The following is a 17,079-nucleotide window of genomic DNA, read 5'->3' on the forward strand; positions in this document are numbered from 1 at the left end:
TGCGCCAAGCCCGCCAGGCAAAACGCCGCCAGCGCCAGCACGGCCCAATGCCGTCGCCCTCCCCTTGCCATGAACGTCCTGCCTTCCATAACGCCTCCAAAACAAACGGCCGCCGCGAATGCCGCGACGGCCGTTTGCCAAAAAGCACAGCGGTCTGGCCGCTACTTCATGGCTCCGGGAACAAAGCCGATCTTGTCGATGGCGGCCTTGATGTCGTCCTGCGGGGCTTCGCCCTCAAAGGACACCAAGCCCTTGCCCAGGTCCACGGAAACATTGGACAGCCCCGGCAGGGCCGAGAGCGCCTTGGTCACGGAATTGGCGCAGTTCTGGCAGTGCATCCCGCCGACTTCAATGGTTGGCATCAGGCGTCCTCCTTCGCTTTTTCGGCGATATAGGCCAGGGCCGCCGGAAAATCGAGGGTGCCCTCGTAGATGGCCCGGCCGGAAATGAGGCCTTCAAGACCCTTTTTCCCATAGGGATAAAGCGCCTTGACGTCGTCCAGGGTGGCCACGCCACCGGCGGCGATGACCGGCAGGTCGGTGAGTTCGAGCAGCCGCTGCAGCGCCGGCAGATTCACGCCCGACTGCATGCCGTCGCGGCTGATGTCGGTGTAGACCACAAAGGCCGCGCCAGCGGCTGACAGGCCCGGCAGCACGTCCTCGACGGTGCGGCCGGAATCCTCCACCCATCCTTTAACTTTGAGGTTGCCGTCCACGGCGTCCAGGGAGACGCCCACCCGGCCGGGATGGGCCGCGCAGATGGCGGCAAACGCGTCGGGATCGGCCAAGGCCAGGGTGCCGATGATGAGCCGTTTGACGCCGGCCTCAAGGTAGGCGGCGGCCGTGGCCGCGTCGCGCACCCCGCCGCCGAGCTGCACCGGGATGGACAAACCGGAGCAGATGCGGGCGATAAGGTCGAAGTTGCGCGGCTTGCCGCTAAAGGCTCCGTCCAGGTCGATCAGGTGGAGCCATTTGGCCCCAAGCCCTTCCCAATGCCGGGCCATAGCCTCGGGATCGGGGGAAAACACGGTGACGGCGTCGGCCACGCCCTGGCGCAGCCGGACGCACTGCCCGTCCTTGATGTCGACAGCCGGGAAAATGATCACAACCCAAGCTCCGCGATGCCCTTCTTGAGGCCTTCCTGGGCCAGCTCCATGGCCGAGAGCCAACGGCCGTTGCGGGAGACGAACTTCTTGGCGTCCAGGATGTTGGAAACCAGGGACTGCTGGGTCTCGTCAAAGTGGAAGTTACGGACCATGGCCCCGGTGCGCACATCGATCAGGTACAGCACGAAATCGACGCTGGCCGGCTTGGTGGCCCCAATCTCGGAACCATCGCGCTCGCGCCAGTCAATGACCATGGGCACGACGACGTAGTCCGCGCCAGCGCACTTGCCGATGTTGACGTAGGAACGCAGGGTCCCCAGCCGTCCGGGCTCGTCGCCGCGCGGGGCGGACTTGGCGCAGGAAGCGGCCATCTTGGCCGGCACGAACTGCTGCTTGGCCCCGGCCAGATCCTGCTCCAAGGCAGCGTCGAGGTGGACCGGAGCCACCTCGGGCACATGGCGGGCGACTGGCAGGTAGCCGGCGAGCAAGTCGGCGTCGGTGGCCGGGATGGCAAAGGGCAACACGGCGAACTTTTTGTCCAGGAAGGCCACGGCCGAGGCCGGGGCATCGCCCGAGGCCGGAGCCTTGGACACAGGGGCGGTCTTGCGCACGCAGCCGGCGGCGAGGCTTAAGCCCAAAAGCGCCACGCCGAGATAGGCCAGAGATTTGCTTCGCATCAGTCCAGGCTCCCTTTGGTGCTCGGCACCCTGCTCGATCCGTGCGCGGCCGTGGCCCGGCGCAGGGCCAGTCCCAACGCCTTGAAGGCCGCTTCCACCAGATGGTGGCCGTTTTGGCCGTACACGAAATGGATATGAAGGTTCATGCGGGCGGAAATGGCCAGAGACTTGAAGAATTCCCGCCACAGGTCCTTTTCCTCGCCGGCGATTACCGGCGGCAACACATCTTCGCGGTAGACCAGATACGGCCGGCCCGAGAGGTCCACCACCACGTCGCACAGCGCTTCGTCCATGGGCACCCGGGCGTCGCCCACCCGCTCTATGCCCACGCGCTCGCCCAGGGCCTGACGGAAGGCCTCGCCCAGGCAGATGGCGACGTCTTCCAGGGTGTGGTGGGCGTCGACCTCCAGGTCGCCCCGGCAGGTCAGATTGAGGTCGAAGCCGGCCCAGAAAGCCAGCAGGTTGAGCATGTGGTCGGCAAAACCGAAGCCGGTGTCGATGGCGGCGTTGCCCTTGCCGTCGATGGTGATCTCGACGGCCACGCGGGTTTCGCCGGTCTCCCGGGAATAGGCTCCAAAGCGTTTGGCCATGACGGTTCCCCGACCAGCTAAGCGGTCGGGGCCTCCTTGGCGGCGTCCTTGGCGGCGGCCGGCTGGGCAGCTGGGGCGGCCGTGGCGTTTTCGGGATGCAGCTGTTTTTGTGCCTCGGCCTGTTTCTGTTCGCGGTCCGCCCGATCCACTTCCGCTTCCAGGGTGGATTTGACGTCGCTGCTCATGCGGCGAAACTCGGCCATGCCCTTGCCAAGCGTCTTCATGAGATCAGGCAGCTTGGAGGGGCCGATGACGATCAGGGCCACCACCAGGATGACCAGAAGTTCCGTGGAACCGATGCCGAACATAGGACTACTCTTTTGGCCGGGCGCGTATGGTCCGGGATTGCGTCGCGTTGCGACCGTCTATTCCCACTCGATGGTCGCGGGCGGCTTGGACGAGACGTCGAACACCACGCGGTTGACGCCTTTGACCTCATTGATGATGCGGTTGGACATAACGGCCAGGATTTCCGACGGGAGACGGCTCCAGTCGGCGGTCATGGCGTCGAGACTGTCCACCACGCGGATGGCGGCCACGTTTTCATAGGTACGGCCGTCGCCCATGACCCCGACGGTCTTGAGCGGCAGCAGCACGGCAAACCCCTGCCAGACCTTGCGGTACCAGCCCGAGGCGACAAGCTCGCTCTGGACGATCTTATCCGTTCGCCGCAAAATCTCAAGCCGTTCCTCGGTCACCTCGCCGATGATGCGGATGGCCAGCCCCGGTCCGGGGAAGGGATGACGCCAGATGATGAAGTCGGGCATGCCGAGCTCCACCGCCACCTTGCGCACCTCGTCCTTGAACAGTTCACGCAGGGGTTCAATAAGCGCCAGCTTCATGACCTCGGGCAGCCCGCCCACGTTGTGGTGGCTCTTGATGACCGCCGAGGGTCCCTTGAAGGATACGGACTCGATGACGTCGGGATACAGCGTGCCCTGGGCCAGGTACTTGACCTTGGGCAACTTGGCCGCTTCGACCTCGAAGACCTCGATGAAGGTCTTGCCGATGATCTTGCGCTTTTCCTCGGGGTCGGTCACGCCGGCCAGCTTGTCGAGAAAGAGTTTGGCGGCGTCAACGTAATGCAGATTGAGGTCAAAGTGTTCGCGCAGATAGGCGGCCACTTCCTCGCCCTCGCCCATGCGCAAAAGACCATTGTCGACAAAGATGCAGTGAAGCTTCTTGCCGATGGCCTTGTGGAGCATGACGGCCACTACCGTGGAATCGACGCCGCCGGACAGGGCGCAGACCACTTCGTCGTCGCCGACTTTTTCCTTGAGCGAGGCCAGCTCGGTTTCCAGGAAGCTCGACATGGTCCAGCCCGAGGTCAGGCCGGCGATCTCGAACAGGAAGTTGTGGAGAATGCGCTCGCCGTCCTCGGTGTGGGCCACCTCGGGGTGGAACTGCAGGGCGTAGATGCGACGGGAAGCGTTGGCCAGGGCGGCGATGTCCACGTTTTTGGTGCGCGCGGCCACCACAAAGCCGTCCGGCGCGGCCATGACCTTGTCGCCGTGGGACATCCAGACGATGTGCCCGTCTTTTTGCGGCAGGCCGGCGAAAAGGGGCGTGTCGGCCAAAAGCTGCAAATCGGCCCGACCATACTCGCGGTCGGTGGAGGCGGCCACCTGGCCGCCGGGCAGGTGGTGGGCCAACAGCTGCATGCCGTAGCAGATGCACAGCATGGGCAGGCCCAGATCGAACACGGCCGGATCAAAGGGCGGCGCGTCGGCGTCGGCGACGCTGGAAGGGCCGCCGGACAGGATCACGGCCTTGGGGGCCATGGCCGCCACTTCCTTGGCCGTGACGGTGCAGGGATGGATTTCGGAATACACCCCGGCCTCGCGCACGCGGCGGGCAATGAGCTGGGTGTACTGGGAGCCGAAGTCGAGGATGAGAACCTTGTCGGGCTGGCTCATGCTAGTAGGTCTCCACGCGGTAGTTGGGGGCTTCCTTGGTGATGATGACGTCGTGGACGTGGCTTTCGCGAAGCCCCGCCGGCGAGATGCGCACGAACCGGGCTTTTTGCTGCAGCTCCTCGATGGTGTTGCAGCCGCAGTAGCCCATGCCGGAGCGCAGGCCGCCCACGAGCTGGTAGATGCTGTCGGTGACCGGGCCCTTGAAAGGCACCCGGCCGACAATGCCCTCGGGCACGAGCTTTTTGGTCTTTTCCTGGAAGTAGCGGTCGGAGCTGCCCTCACGCATGGCGTCGATGGAACCCATGCCGCGATAGATCTTGTAGGTGCGGCCCTGGTAGAGCACGGTTTCGCCCGGGCTTTCCTCGGTGCCGGCGAAAAGGCCGCCCATCATGACCGTGTCGCCGCCGGCGGCGATGGCCTTGACGATGTCGCCCGAGAACTTGACGCCGCCGTCGGCGATGATGCGCTTGCCGGCTTCACGGCAGGCCCGGGAGGCTTCCATGATGGCCGTTACCTGGGGCACGCCCACGCCGGCCACCACGCGGGTGGTGCAGATGGAGCCCGGCCCGATGCCGACCTTGACGGCGTCGGCCCCGGCGGCAATGAGCGCCTTGGCCCCTTCGTAGGTGCCGACGTTGCCGGCCACGAGCTGGCAGCCCGGGTGCTCGGCCTTGATGGCCCGGATGGACTCCAGGATGTTCTTGGAATGGCCGTGGGCGGAATCGAGCACCAGGAAGTCCGCGCCGGCGTCGAGCAGAGCCTGGACACGCTCGCCCCGGTCGCCGCCCACGCCGATGGCCGCGCCCACGCGCAGCCGGCCCAGGCTGTCCTTGCAGGAATTGGGATATTTGCGGATCTTCTCGATGTCCTTGATGGTGATGAGCCCGCGCAGCTTGTTGTTGTCGTCAACGACCAGGAGCTTTTCGATGCGGTTGGCGTGGAGGTGGTGCTTGGCCTCCTCCAGGGTGGTGCCCACGGGCACGGTGACGAGATTTTTGCTGGTCATGACCTGGCCCACGGTGGTGACCGAGTCCTTGACGAAGCGCACGTCGCGGTTGGTGACGATGCCGACCAGGGTGTCGCCGTCGACCACGGGCAGGCCGGAAATGCTGTATTCGCTCATGACGGTGAGCGCCTGCTCCACGGTCATGGCCGGGGGCACGGTGATGGGCGAAATGATCATGCCCGATTCCGACTTCTTGACCTTCTCCACTTCGAGCCGCTGTTGGGCGATGGTCATGTTCTTGTGGACCACGCCCACGCCGCCGCTACGGGCGAGCTGGATGGCCATGCGCGACTCGGTGACGGTGTCCATGGCGGCGCTGACCAGGGGAATGTTGAGCTTGATGTCCGGGGTGAGCCAGGAGGACACGTCGGCCAGGTCGGGCGTGACTTCCGAGTAATCGGGAACAAGCAAAACGTCGTCGAAGGTGAGGCCGAAATCGATGACTTTTTCCATATCGCAAACTCCGGGTTATATGGGCGGCCTAGTCCAGGCCGAGATAAGCGGAACGCACCTTGGGGTTGCTCAGGAGCTCCTTGCCCGGCCCTTCCAGGGTGACATGGCCGGTTTCCAGGACATAGCCCCGATGGGCGATCTGCAGCGCCATCTGGGCGTTTTGCTCCACGAGCATGACCGTTACGCCATCTTTGTTGATTTGGACAATGATCTCGAAAATGTTTTCCACCACCAGCGGCGCAAGGCCCAGGGACGGCTCGTCCAAGAGCAGCAGCTTGGGCCGGGCCATGAGCGCCCGGCCAATGGCCAGCATCTGCTGCTCGCCGCCCGACAGCGTGCCGCCCATCTGGGAACGGCGTTCGCGCAGGACCGGGAACAGCGAATAGGCGTGGTCCTCGTCGTCGCGGATACCGGCCTTGTCCTTGCGCAGATACGCCCCCATGAGCAGGTTTTCCCGCACGGTCAGGCGCGGGAAGATCATGCGTCCTTCGGGCACCTGGGTGATGCCCATGGAGACGATGCGCTCGGTGGTGCTGGCGGTGATGTCCTCGCCCAGAAAGGCGATGGATCCCTTGCGGGGATGGACCACGCCGGAGATGCTCATGAGCGTGGTGGATTTGCCCGCGCCGTTGGCGCCGATGAGCGTGACGATCTCGCCCTGGGCGACCTTGAGGGAAACGCCCTTTAAGGCCTGGATGTTGCCGTAAAACGTTTCAATGGCGGTCAGTTCAAGCATGGGCCGCCCCTTTGCCGAGGTAGGCTTCGATGACGTCGGGGTTGGCCCGCACTTCCTGGGGCGAGCCGTCGGCGATCTTGACGCCGTGGTCCAGGACCACCAGGCGCTTGCAGATGCGCATGACGAGCTTCATGTCGTGCTCGATGAGCACGACGGTGACGCCCCGGCCCAGAATGGCGTGGATGAGATCGACCAGGGCCTCGGTTTCCCTGGGATTCATGCCGGCGGCCGGTTCATCGAGCAGGATGAGCTTGGGGTCGGTGGCCAGGGCCCGGGCGATCTCCAGCCGGCGCTGGTCGCCGTAGGACAGGCTGGCCGCCGGGGACAGGGCCGTCTCGCCAAGCCCCACGAAATCGAGGTTTTCCATGGCCGCGTCGATGATGGCCCGTTCCTCGGCCCGCTGGGAGCGGGTGCGCAGCACCGAGCCGAAGAAGTTGGCCGAGGTGCGGCAGTGGCGGGCGATGCGCACGTTGTCGAGCACGGTCAGCGCCGAAAAAAGCCGGATGTTTTGAAAGGTCCGGGCCACGCCCAGGGCGGTCATGCGCTCGGGTTTGCGGCCGGCGACGTTTTGGGGCTCCCCTTCCCCGCCGGCAAACAGAATGCGGCCGTCGGTGGGTGTATAAATGCCGGCCACGCAGTTGAACATCGTGGTTTTGCCCGCGCCGTTGGGGCCAATGAGGCCGGTGATGGCCCCCCGCTCCACGGTAAACGACACGTCGCTTAGGGCCATAAGGCCCCCGAAGCGTTTGCTGACTCCGTCTACGGTAAGTATCGCATCCATATTACGCCGTCCGGCGCGCCGCGATCCTGGCGCGCAAGTCCTTTATCAGACTGCTTTGCATGGTCGATTCCGCCACCTGGGTGAAAAGGCCGTGGGGGCGAAAGCGCATGATGACCACCATGATGAGGCCGTAGGCCAGAAACCGGGTTTCGGCCGGCAGCCCGAGTTTGGGCAGGGCCACCCGCAACACTTCGCCCAGGGCGATGAGGATGGTCGAACCGACCAGCGCGCCCCGAATGTTGCCCAGGCCCCCCAGCACGACCATGCACAGGACCAGGAAGGATTCCCAGAACTTGAACATGTCCGGCGAGATGAAAAGGGTCCACCGGGCCAAAAACGCGCCGGCCAAGGCCCCGATGCCGGTGGACACGGCAAAGGCGATGACCTTGTAGGCGAAGAGGTTGACCCCGCAGGAAGCGGCGGCCATGGGGTCCTCGCGAATGGCCAGCCAGGCCCGGCCCAGGCGCGAATCCTCCACCCGGGTCATGACCACAAAGACGAGTCCCACCATGACCATGGCCAGATAGTAGTACGGGACCTCGCCGCGAAAGGCGTAGCGCCACCGCTCGTCCACGCCAAGCAGGGTCGCCAGCCAAGTGACGTCGAGGGAAATGGGGGCGATGCCGGGAATGCCCAAGGGGCCACGGGTCAGCCAGATCTCGTTGGTGAGGAAAAGCACCACGAGTTCGGAAAACCCGAAGGTGACGATGGCGAAATAGTCGCCGACCAGCCGCAAGGTGGGCGCGCCCAAAAGCACCCCAAAAAGCGCGCCGTTTAAGACCGCCAGAGGGACGATCAGCCAAAACGACATGTTGTAGTGGATGGTGAGAAGCCCGGCCGTATAGGCCCCGATGCCATAGAATCCCACGAATCCGAGGTCGAGCAGGCCGCAAAAGCCGGGCAGGATGTTGAGCCCCATGGCCAGCACCATGTAGACCATGATGAGGACCAGGACGTGCAGGACGTAAACGTCCCGGAAAGGCATCAGCGGATAGGCCAGAGCCGCCGCCAGAAGCAGGTATTTGAGTGATTGTGCCGCGCCGCGCATGTGTGTTCCAGTCGGTTCGAGGCGGCCGGCGACGGCCGCCGGTTGCTAGGCTTTTTCCGTCACGGCCCGGCCGAGCAGGCCCGAGGGACGGAAGATGATGACCAGGATCATGACGGCGTAGGCGACGCCGTCGCGGTAGGGCGAGGAGACGTAGCCCGCGCCCAGGGTTTCGGCGATGCCGAGCACCACGCCGCCGAGCATGGCCCCGGGCACCGAGCCGATGCCGCCGAGCACGGCGGCGGCAAATGCCTTGACCCCGGCCAGATAGCCCATGGTCGGGTACATGGTGTTGTAGTACATGGACACCATGATGCCGGCCATGGCCCCCATGGCCGAGCCCAGGGCGAAGGTGAAGGAGATGACCCGGTTGACGTTGATGCCCATGAGCGAGGCGGCTGTCTGGTTCTGGGCCAGGGCGCGCATGGCCGTGCCGACCCGAGTGCGGGTGATGATGAGGTTGAGGCCGACCATGAGCAGCAGCGCCACGGCGTAGATGATGACCTGCATCCAGGAGATGGTGACGTCGGAAAAGGTCAGGGCCGGTTCGCTGAAAAAGGCGGGCAGGGCCTGCTTGGGAAAGGGCATGGGCCGGCTGCCCCAGATGATCATGGCCAGATTTTGCAGAAAGATGGACATGCCGATGGCGGTGATGAGCGCGGCCAGACGCGGGGCCTCCCGCAGGGGGCGGTAGGCGATGATGTCCAGCAGCACGCCGATGGCGGCGGCGGCCAGCATGGCCAAAAGCACGGCCAGGGGCAGCGGCAGTCCCATGGAAATAAACGACAGGGTAAGGAAAGCCCCGAGCATGTAAATTTCGCCGTGGGCGAAATTGATCAGCTCAATGACGCCGTAGACCATGGTGTAGCCCACGGCGATGAGCGCATAGATGAGACCCAGGGTGAACCCGTTGACGAGCTGTTGTTCGAGCAACGTCTGCTCCGAAGCGTTTGGCGTTGAGAGGGGCATGAAGCGCGAACAGGCCGGATGATCTCCAGCCTGTTCGCGTTTTGTTCCTGCGGCGGTTTCCGCCTAATTCATCTGCTTTTCGGCCGGGACGAACTTGCCGTCCTTGACGACCTTGACATAGGCGGGCTTGAGGCAGTCGCCGTTGCCGTCAAAGTAGTTGACGCCGGTGACGCCCTTGTAGCCCTTTTCCGGGGAATCAAGGCCAGCCAGGTAATCGCGGATCTTGGTCCGGTCGGCGCCGACCTTGGCGATGGCTTCGGCCATGATGCCGGCGGCGTCATAGGCATTGGCGCTCATCCAGTCCACGTCGCGCTTGTACTTGGCCTTGAACGCGTCAATGAACTTCTTGGCGTCGGCCCCGGCGGTCTCGACCAGGAAGGGCGCGGTCAGGTAGGTGTTGTCGGCCGAAGCGCCGCCGAGCTTGACATAGTCGAGGTTGTCGAAGCCGTCGGCACCCATTTTGGCGACGTTAAGGCCGATCTTCTTGGCCTGGTCGGCGATGAGTGCGCCTTCGGGATAGTAGCCGGCGATGAACATGGCTTCGGGAGCGGCGCCCTTGAGCTTGGTCAGCTGCGGGGTGTAGTCCTGGTCGCCCTTCTTGTAGGCTTCCTCGCCGACCACGGTCAGGCCCAGGGCCTTGGCTTCCTTGATGAAGGCGTCCTTGAGGCCGATGCCGTAGTCGTTGTTCTCGTAGAACACGGCCACTTTCTTCAGGCCCAACACCTTGGCCGAGTAGTCGGCCAGGAACTTGCCCTGGAAGTCGTCGCGATAAACGTTGCGGAACGACCAAGCCTTGCCCTTTTCGTCCTTGCTCTTGGTGGAAATGGTGGTGTTGGTGGCTGTGGGCGTGATGGCGGCGATGCCTTCGCGCACGTAGGCCGGCAGGCCGGCCAGATGGGCCGAGGAGCACAGGTGGCCGACGATGGCGACGATGGCTTCGTCGTTGACGATGGACGAGGACACCGTGGCGGCCTCGCGGGGCTCGCACTGCTCGTCGAAGTAGACGGCCTCGAGCTTCTTGCCGTTAATCCCGCCGGCGGCGTTGATTTCTTCGAGCTTGAGGTCCACGCCGGCCTTGACGTTCTCGCCGTAGCCGGCGGCGCTGCCGGTGAGCGGCGTGGGAACGGCGATCTTGATGGTGTCGGCGGCATGAGCCGGCGCGGCGGCCAAGCCAAGGGTCAGGCCGAGGGCGCAGGCAAGGGCGGCCCGGGTCGTTTTTCTGCCAAACATCACGTTTCCTCCGGTTGCGGTTGCATGGGGCATCGGTCTCGGCGTCCGGGAGCGGCCCTAAAGCCGGCCCGGGTTGGGTACGGTCGCGTTACGCGGCAACATTCACCAAATCGACACGAAAAGCAATCTCGCTTAGGAACCCGGCTTCGCCTCAAGTTCTTCCTGAGCGGTTTTCCGCGTCTCGGGATCGGTTTTGGGCGAAGCAATGACGGCGGAAAGCGCCTGTCTGGCCTTGGCTTCGTCCTTGTAGGCGTATTTGTAGAGCAGGCCCAGATTAAAACGCGCCCGGAAGTCCTCGGCGTCCTTGGCCAGGATGGCTTCGAAAGCCGCCTTGGCCCCGTCGAGATCCTGCATGTTGTAGCGCACCACGCCCAGGGCATTTAAGACGTCAGGGTCGTCGGGACGGACCTTTGCAACTTTGTCGAGAAAGGTCTTGGCCCGGTCAAAGGAACCCATGGCCATGAAGCGCTCGGCCATGGCCATTTGCAGACCAGGATCGTCGGGATTTTCCTGAAGCTTCTGCATGAGTTCCATGACCTCACGCATGGGGCCGTTCATGGCTTGGTCCATGCCCCCGGGCATCCCCTGCCCCATGCCGCCGCCTTTTTTCTGGTGGACCTCAAGGGTCGGCCGCTCCAGGCGGTAGATGAAGGAGGCGGCGAAGATGATCACCAGGCAAAAGCCCATGAAGGCCAGGACCATGCGGCCCGAGGCGTTGGGGCCGTGTTCAGTTGTCGTCATTTAAGATCTCCAGGCGCGACAGACGCCGTTTGAGACGCTGTTGGGAAGTTGCCAGAAAAGCCACGTAGCAGCCGAGACCAACCCAGACCAGGACGTTGGCCGCGAACAGGTAGACTTCCTTCCCCATGGCTTAATTCCTTATGGAACCGTGGCGCATAAGGGCCGTGACGGCCGCGCCGGTTCCGAGTTGTCGGGTGCGAAAGGCGAGCAAGGCCAACCAGAGAAGGCCCATGGCCACGAGGTTGGCCACGACGGCCAGCCACATTTCGGGTTCCATGCCACCGCCCTGGGAGCCCAGGACCGAAGGATGGATGCTGCGCCAGTAGCGGGCCGAAATGAAAACGAGCGGCACATCAAGAAAGGCCACCACGCCAAGGACGGCCAGGACCGTGTCCTGGCGCTGGCCGCCGACGTCCGAGGCCCGCAGCAGCAGATAGGCGGCGTAGACGAACCACATGACCAGCGTTGTGGTAAGCCGGGGGTCCCAGGTCCACCAGACGTTCCAGATGGGCCGGGCCCAGCACATGCCGGTAATAAGGGCCAGTCCGGAAAAGAGCACGCCCAGTTCCGCCGCCGCGCCGGCCAGCCGGGAATAGGCGTCCCGACGTTTGGCCAGATAGAGGATGGAGGCGACGAAGTTGACGAAAAAGCTCACCGTGGACCACCAGGCCAGGGGCATGTGGGTGTAGAAGATCTTTTGCACCACGCCCATGGACTGCTCCACCGGGGCATGGAACCAGATCAGGTACTGGGCGATGATCGAGGCGGCCGCGAAGGCCAGGGCACTCAGGCGGATCATGCGGGCTATTCCTCGCCGGTATAGAGAAACGGAAAAAGGACCAGGGCGGCGGCGGTGAACACGGCGTCAAAGGCGACCACCGTACCCGTCCAGGCCCCCACGGCCTCCAGCCCCCGACCCGAGATGACAGTTTCCAGGAGGCGGATGCCGGCCAGGAGCGCCGGCACGAGCAGCGGGAAAAGGATCACGGTCAACAGCGATTCCCGCGACGACTTTCCCACCGACAAGGCCCCCAAAAGCGATCCCAGGGCGCACAGCCCCCAGTCCACGGCCGCGACCACGGCCAGGCCCATGAGCGGCGAACCGGCCACGGTCTGGCCAAGAAAGGCGACCGCCGCAGGGGCGAATACCATCTGACAGCAAAAAAGCAACACCCAGCCGGACAGCGCCTTGCCCAGCCACACGGCCTGGGCCGGGGCCGGGGACAAGAGCAGCCCCAGGCGCGCCCCCTCGGCCTCTTCCAGGCCGTAGAGGAAATTAAAAACCAGCACCTGCCCAAAGGCCGTAGCCAGCCAGAAGACGGCGGCGGCGGCCAAGGGCGGCGAGAGCTCGCCCGGCTCCCGGGACAGGCTCATGATGAAGATGAGGAGCAAGCCCAAGAGCACGGTCTGGACCAGCCCCTGAGCCCCGGACAGGGCCAGGGACAGGTCCTTGCGGGCAATGGCCAGGGCGGCTTTCAGCATACGCCCTCCCCGGCCAGGGCGGCGGCGTCAAAACCGGCGGCCGGGCCGTCGTAGGCGACGCGGTGGCCGTCAATACGCACCACCCGGTCGCAGGCGGCCAGATCGGCGGCGATGTTGTGGCTCACCCAGGCCACCGAAGCCCCGGCGTCGGCCACGGCCCGAATCTCCCGGCGCAGCCACACGGCCGAGGCCGGGTCCAGGCCCGAGGCCGGTTCGTCGAGCAGCAACAGCCTGGGCGCGGTCAAAAACACCCGGGCCAGGCTCAGGCGCTGGGACATGCCCCGGGAGAACACCCCGGCTTCCTCGTCGGCGAAGCCGGCCAGCCCCACGCGCGCGAGCACGGCCGTGACGGCGTCGTCGTCGCGGGGCTGGCCGAACATGGACTGCCAAAAAGCCAGATTGGCCCGGGCCGTGAGCTTGGGGTAGATGAGCGTCTTGTGGCCGAGGTAGCCGATGCCGCCGGGCGGCAGCTCGGTTTCCACCTCGCCCTCGCTTGGCGGCAAAAGGCCGGCGACAAGGCGCAACAGCGTGGACTTGCCCGCGCCATTAGGACCGACCACCAACATCACCTGGCCCGGGACCAACTCCAGGTCAATGTTTTTGAGCACCGCGCGTTCGCCGTAAAAACGGCACACCCGGCGCAGGCGGACAAGGGCTTCGGCCATGGGCTTGAGCCGCCCTACTCGCTTTTGCCGCGCAGGCGGCGCAGGCTGGCAAAGGGGGCGAGGCACATGAGCGTGCCGCCGATCCAAATCCAGTTAATCAGCGGATTGACGCTGATCTTGAGGCTGGCCGCCTTTTTCTCGGTGGCGCTGACCAGGGTGGCGTAGACTTCGTCGCCCAGGCTCGGGATGGTGGACACCTCGGCAAAGGGCTGCTCGAAGCCGGTGTAGATGCGCCGCTCGGGGGTGAGCACGCCCACGGGCTTGCCGTCGCGAGTCACGTCAATAACGGCCCGGCTGATGGCCATGGCCTTGTTTTCCTCAAACTCCAGATCCTTAAAGGTCAACGTGAAGCCGCCGATCTCCATGGTCTTGCCCGGAGTCAGCACGGCTTCCTGGTTGAGCTGGTAGGGGCCGGAAAAGGCAATGCCGAGGGTCACCAGGGCCAGGCCCAGGTGGACGCTGTAGGCTCCAAGGGCCCCGGCCAGGCTTCGGGCATGGCGTTGGCGGATGAAGACGTAAGCGACCGTGGCCATGGCGGCGATGGAGGCCGCGCCGGCGAAAAGGGCCACGGGCAGGTGTATGCCCAGGCCATACAAAATGGCCCCGCCGCCAACGAAAGCGCCGACGGTCAGCCCCAGGCCGGCCTTGTCGCGCACGCCCTCGGACCAGGACATGAGCGGACAAAAGGCGACCAAAGCCGTGACCAGGGCAAAGAGCGGCAGGCACACGCGGTTGTAAAAACCGGCGTCCAGGCCGACGGGGTTGGCGCTCCACAGTTTGCTGATGACCGGCCACAGGGTGCCCAGAAACACCACAACGGAAAGGGCGAGCATAAGCCAGGCCAGGATCACCAGAAAGCCCGGCACGCTCATGAGGCCGGACAGGGGCTTGACCCGGTCAGCAAAAAACGGCGCGCCGGCCAGGAGCACGGCGGCCAGGACCACCAGGGTAAAGAGCATAAAAAGGAGCAGCGGCCCGGCCACGCCGCCTTCGCCGAAGGCGTGCAGGGATTCGACCACGCCGCTGCGCACGAGGTAGGTGCCCAGGATGCAGCTGACGAAGGTCACCACGGCCAGGGCCACGTTGGTCTTGGCCAGGGCCTTGGTGCGGCGCTCGACAATGGCGGTGTGGATAAACGCGGTGCTGACCAGCCAGGGAATCAGTGAAGCGTTCTCAACCGGGTCCCAGGCCCAGTAGCCGCCCCAACCCAGTTCCATGTAAGACCACCAGCCGCCGAGGATGATGCCGGAGGAAAGGAAAATCCAGGACAGGATGGCGGTGTTGCGGGCGGCGGCGGCAAAGGAGGCGCGCTCGCCAGTCAGCCAGCCGGCCAGGGCCAGACAGGCCGGAATGGCGAAGCCGGCGTAGCCCATGAACAGCAGCGGCGGATGGAAGATCATGCCGGGATTGCGCAACAGCGGATTGAGCCCCCGGCCTTCGGGCACCGGCGGCACGGCTTCCAGGAACGGATTGGAGGGGCCGGTTAAAAGGAGCAGGAAGAAGGCTTCGACGACGAGGAAAAAAAGCCAGTAGGCGTGGCGCGTGGGCGCGGACAGGCTGCGGTAGGCCGGCGAGACGGCAAAAAAGACCCCGAAAAGGGCCAAGGTGAGCATCCAGAACAGCAGCGACCCGGCCTGGCCGGCCCAGAAGGCGGTCAGGGCATAGAACAGGGGCAAGAGCGTGTCCGTATATTCGGCCACGTAGACAAAGGAGAAATCGCGTTGCCACAGGGCGACGGTGAGGATGGCCGAGGCCAGGACCACGCCGGCCGTGGCCAGCAGGTGGCCTTTTTCGATCATTCCCAGGCGGCCGTAGTCGTTTCGCCACAGGGCGAACAAGGCGGCCACCGCGCCGGCCAGACAGATGATCATGGCGGCAAGTAAGGCAAAATACGCCGTAACGTGCATGAAAACTCCTCTATAAGGTCCCCGGGAACGATGGCGGCACGGACACAGGGCGTCGAGCCGACAACGCCAGGGGATGGCAAGCGGTTTCGCGACAATTGAGCATGGGACGGTCGCGCGTCGCCGCCCAAAAGGCGGTAGGCGCTCGGGGCGGCCCTGCGGCCGGCTTCGCGGACCCGTGGCCGGGGCTGTGGGTTAGCCTCGGTTTTCCTTCTGGTACTTGGACGGACACTTGGTCATGAGCGTGCTGGCCGCGAAAGCCCCGGAAGCGGGATTGACGCCACCTTCCACGATGACCTCCACGCCGGGCTTGAAGGTGTCGGGCACCACGCCCTTGAAATCGACCCGGATGGTCTTGGCGGTCTGGTCCTTGTCCAGAAGCGTGAAGCTGACGCCCAGGGCGTCGGCCGGCCGGTCAATGCCCTCCTCGGCCACGGTGCCAAACAGCCGAGCCTTGGACAGCTCCTTGGGCGGCATGGCCAACGCTTCGGAGACATTGAGGAAGTAGGCGGTGTTTTCACCTAGGCCGGAATAGAGCAGATAGCCCAGGCCCCCGAGAAACAGGGTCAAGGCCACGAGATACATGGGAGTGTTCTTCTTTTTCGCCATGGCAAAACCCGATAGGTTGAAGATTAGGACGGCATCGCGTCGTCCCGGGCGCGCTGGCGCAAAAGCGCCTCGCGTCGGGTCCGGGCCAGTTCGCGCATGTCCGCCACCTGGTCGGTTTCGTCAATGATTTCCTTCCCCAAGATCTCTTCCAAAACATCTTCCAAGGTGATGACGCCGGATACGCCCCCGTATTCGTCCAGCACCACGAAGAGATGCATACGCGATTCCAGGAATTTTACCAACACCCGGTCCAGGGTCATGGTGTCGAGCACGAAACGCACGGGCTTGGCCAGATCGGTCAGACGCTTGTCGTCCTGGTCGTTGGCCAGGGCTTCGAGGACCTCGCGGCGGTAGACGATGCCGACGATGTTTTCCGGGTCGTCGGCGGCGTGGACCGGGATGCGGCTGTGGGGCCACACGCCCTTGCCCTGCCCTCGGGTCTCGGCCACGGTCATTTCGGCCGGCAGGGAAAAGACCACCGTGCGCGGAGTCATGGCGTCGCTGGCGGTCTTGCGGTCCAGGGACAGGATGTTGGTGATGGAGAGTTCCTCCAGGGGATTAATAATCCCCTCGCGCCGGGTCAGGCTCACCACGGCGCGCAGGTCCTCTTCCGAGGACACTGGGGTTTTGCGACGGCCGGACACCAGCCGGGCCAGGAACCCGCCGGCCCAAATGATAGGCAAAAGGGCCAGGATCATGAGTTTCATGGGCCGGGCGATGAAGGCCGACACCGGCCGACAGTAGGCCACGCCCACGGTTTTGGGGAGGATCTCGCCGAAAATGAGAATGACGACGGTAAATATGGCGGTGAAAAGCCAGAGGTCGTCGGAGCCGAATACGGAAGCCGCAGCCGCGCCGGCCACGGCCGCGCCGGCGGTATTGGCGATTGTGTTGAGCGTCAGGACGGCGGTAATGGGTTTTTCAATGTTGCTGCGCAGGGCGAAAAGGATTTCTCCCGATGCCCGGCCGCTTTTACGCAGCCGCTCAATCCAACTCCAAGGCACGGAATAGAGCGCCGCCTCGCTCATGGAGCAAAACGCCGACAGCACGACGGCCAAACCGACGGCCAAAGCCAGGGTCAGCACGATCCGCCTCCGGTCCCGGGGCGCTTGGCCGGGTCGGCGTTGGCGGGTTCGGCGGAATCGGCGTCAGGAGATGACGAGGACGTGT

20 protein-coding genes are annotated in these 17,079 nt (G+C 64.5%); all 20 read right to left on the bottom strand.

What is annotated here, in order from left to right:
* Positions 1 to 161 precede the first annotated feature (161 nt).
* Positions 162 to 362: a heavy-metal-associated domain-containing protein gene (locus DMR_RS10635; protein ID WP_015860908.1), complete on the bottom strand. Its 201-nt coding sequence runs from the start codon at positions 360 to 362 to the stop codon at positions 162 to 164.
* Positions 362 to 1,105, bottom strand: coding sequence for a 1-(5-phosphoribosyl)-5-[(5-phosphoribosylamino)methylideneamino]imidazole-4-carboxamide isomerase (hisA, locus tag DMR_RS10640; RefSeq protein WP_015860909.1), 744 nt, complete (start codon positions 1,103 to 1,105; stop codon positions 362 to 364). The genes DMR_RS10635 and hisA overlap by 1 nt, the downstream gene beginning before the upstream one ends.
* Entirely contained in the window at positions 1,102 to 1,782 is a 681-nt protein-coding gene (locus tag DMR_RS10645; protein WP_015860910.1) for a hypothetical protein, read from the bottom strand. The genes hisA and DMR_RS10645 overlap by 4 nt, the downstream gene beginning before the upstream one ends.
* Positions 1,782 to 2,372, bottom strand: coding sequence for an imidazoleglycerol-phosphate dehydratase HisB (gene hisB / locus DMR_RS10650; protein WP_015860911.1), 591 nt, complete (start codon positions 2,370 to 2,372; stop codon positions 1,782 to 1,784). Before hisB ends, DMR_RS10645 begins: the two co-directional genes overlap by 1 nt.
* 17 nt (positions 2,373 to 2,389) lie before the next feature.
* The gene (gene tatB, locus DMR_RS10655) at positions 2,390 to 2,680 is read right to left on the bottom strand and encodes a Sec-independent protein translocase protein TatB (protein ID WP_015860912.1); all 291 of its coding nucleotides are present in this window, start codon (positions 2,678 to 2,680) and stop codon (positions 2,390 to 2,392) included.
* Between the two features lie 57 nt (positions 2,681 to 2,737).
* On the bottom strand, positions 2,738 to 4,288 hold the full coding sequence (gene guaA, locus DMR_RS10660) for a glutamine-hydrolyzing GMP synthase (protein WP_015860913.1): 1,551 nt from the start codon (positions 4,286 to 4,288) through the stop codon (positions 2,738 to 2,740).
* A gap of 1 nt (position 4,289) precedes the next feature.
* Positions 4,290 to 5,747: an IMP dehydrogenase gene (guaB, locus tag DMR_RS10665; protein WP_015860914.1), complete on the bottom strand. Its 1,458-nt coding sequence runs from the start codon at positions 5,745 to 5,747 to the stop codon at positions 4,290 to 4,292.
* A gap of 28 nt (positions 5,748 to 5,775) precedes the next feature.
* On the bottom strand, positions 5,776 to 6,483 hold the full coding sequence (locus DMR_RS10670; RefSeq protein ID WP_015860915.1) for an ABC transporter ATP-binding protein: 708 nt from the start codon (positions 6,481 to 6,483) through the stop codon (positions 5,776 to 5,778).
* Positions 6,476 to 7,264 carry an ABC transporter ATP-binding protein gene (locus DMR_RS10675; protein WP_015860916.1) on the bottom strand — a complete coding sequence of 263 codons (789 nt, stop codon included), beginning with the start codon at positions 7,262 to 7,264 and terminating at the stop codon, positions 6,476 to 6,478. The genes DMR_RS10670 and DMR_RS10675 overlap by 8 nt, the downstream gene beginning before the upstream one ends.
* A 1-nt stretch (position 7,265) precedes the next feature.
* Positions 7,266 to 8,312 (bottom strand): branched-chain amino acid ABC transporter permease, encoded by a 1,047-nt coding sequence (locus tag DMR_RS10680; protein ID WP_015860917.1) that lies wholly within the window; start codon positions 8,310 to 8,312, stop codon positions 7,266 to 7,268.
* A 45-nt stretch (positions 8,313 to 8,357) separates the two neighbouring features.
* The gene (locus tag DMR_RS10685; RefSeq protein ID WP_043600496.1) at positions 8,358 to 9,242 is read right to left on the bottom strand and encodes a branched-chain amino acid ABC transporter permease; all 885 of its coding nucleotides are present in this window, start codon (positions 9,240 to 9,242) and stop codon (positions 8,358 to 8,360) included.
* A 99-nt stretch (positions 9,243 to 9,341) separates the two neighbouring features.
* A complete protein-coding gene (locus DMR_RS10690) occupies positions 9,342 to 10,508 on the bottom strand; it encodes an ABC transporter substrate-binding protein (RefSeq protein WP_015860919.1) in 1,167 nt (388 codons plus the stop codon).
* A 132-nt stretch (positions 10,509 to 10,640) separates the two neighbouring features.
* A complete protein-coding gene (locus DMR_RS10695) occupies positions 10,641 to 11,249 on the bottom strand; it encodes a tetratricopeptide repeat protein (protein ID WP_015860920.1) in 609 nt (202 codons plus the stop codon).
* The gene (locus DMR_RS23340) at positions 11,236 to 11,376 is read right to left on the bottom strand and encodes a CcmD family protein (RefSeq protein ID WP_006921665.1); all 141 of its coding nucleotides are present in this window, start codon (positions 11,374 to 11,376) and stop codon (positions 11,236 to 11,238) included. The genes DMR_RS10695 and DMR_RS23340 overlap by 14 nt, the downstream gene beginning before the upstream one ends.
* A gap of 3 nt (positions 11,377 to 11,379) precedes the next feature.
* Positions 11,380 to 12,048, bottom strand: coding sequence for a cytochrome c biogenesis protein (locus DMR_RS10700; protein ID WP_015860921.1), 669 nt, complete (start codon positions 12,046 to 12,048; stop codon positions 11,380 to 11,382).
* A 5-nt stretch (positions 12,049 to 12,053) separates the two neighbouring features.
* The gene (locus DMR_RS10705; protein WP_015860922.1) at positions 12,054 to 12,731 is read right to left on the bottom strand and encodes a heme exporter protein CcmB; all 678 of its coding nucleotides are present in this window, start codon (positions 12,729 to 12,731) and stop codon (positions 12,054 to 12,056) included.
* Positions 12,725 to 13,396: a heme ABC exporter ATP-binding protein CcmA gene (gene ccmA / locus DMR_RS10710; protein WP_015860923.1), complete on the bottom strand. Its 672-nt coding sequence runs from the start codon at positions 13,394 to 13,396 to the stop codon at positions 12,725 to 12,727. Before ccmA ends, DMR_RS10705 begins: the two co-directional genes overlap by 7 nt.
* Positions 13,397 to 13,410: 14 nt before the next feature.
* Positions 13,411 to 15,303 carry a heme lyase CcmF/NrfE family subunit gene (locus tag DMR_RS10715; protein ID WP_015860924.1) on the bottom strand — a complete coding sequence of 631 codons (1,893 nt, stop codon included), beginning with the start codon at positions 15,301 to 15,303 and terminating at the stop codon, positions 13,411 to 13,413.
* 192 nt (positions 15,304 to 15,495) lie between these two features.
* Positions 15,496 to 15,909, bottom strand: a complete 414-nt coding sequence (locus DMR_RS10720; RefSeq protein ID WP_015860925.1) for a cytochrome c maturation protein CcmE — start codon at positions 15,907 to 15,909, stop codon at positions 15,496 to 15,498.
* A gap of 23 nt (positions 15,910 to 15,932) precedes the next feature.
* Complete coding sequence (locus tag DMR_RS10725; protein ID WP_015860926.1) at positions 15,933 to 16,994, bottom strand: hemolysin family protein; 1,062 nt, start codon at positions 16,992 to 16,994, stop codon at positions 15,933 to 15,935.
* Positions 16,995 to 17,079: the final 85 nt, after the last annotated feature.

Source organism: Solidesulfovibrio magneticus RS-1 (assembly GCF_000010665.1).
Taxonomy (GTDB): domain Bacteria; phylum Desulfobacterota; class Desulfovibrionia; order Desulfovibrionales; family Desulfovibrionaceae; genus Solidesulfovibrio; species Solidesulfovibrio magneticus.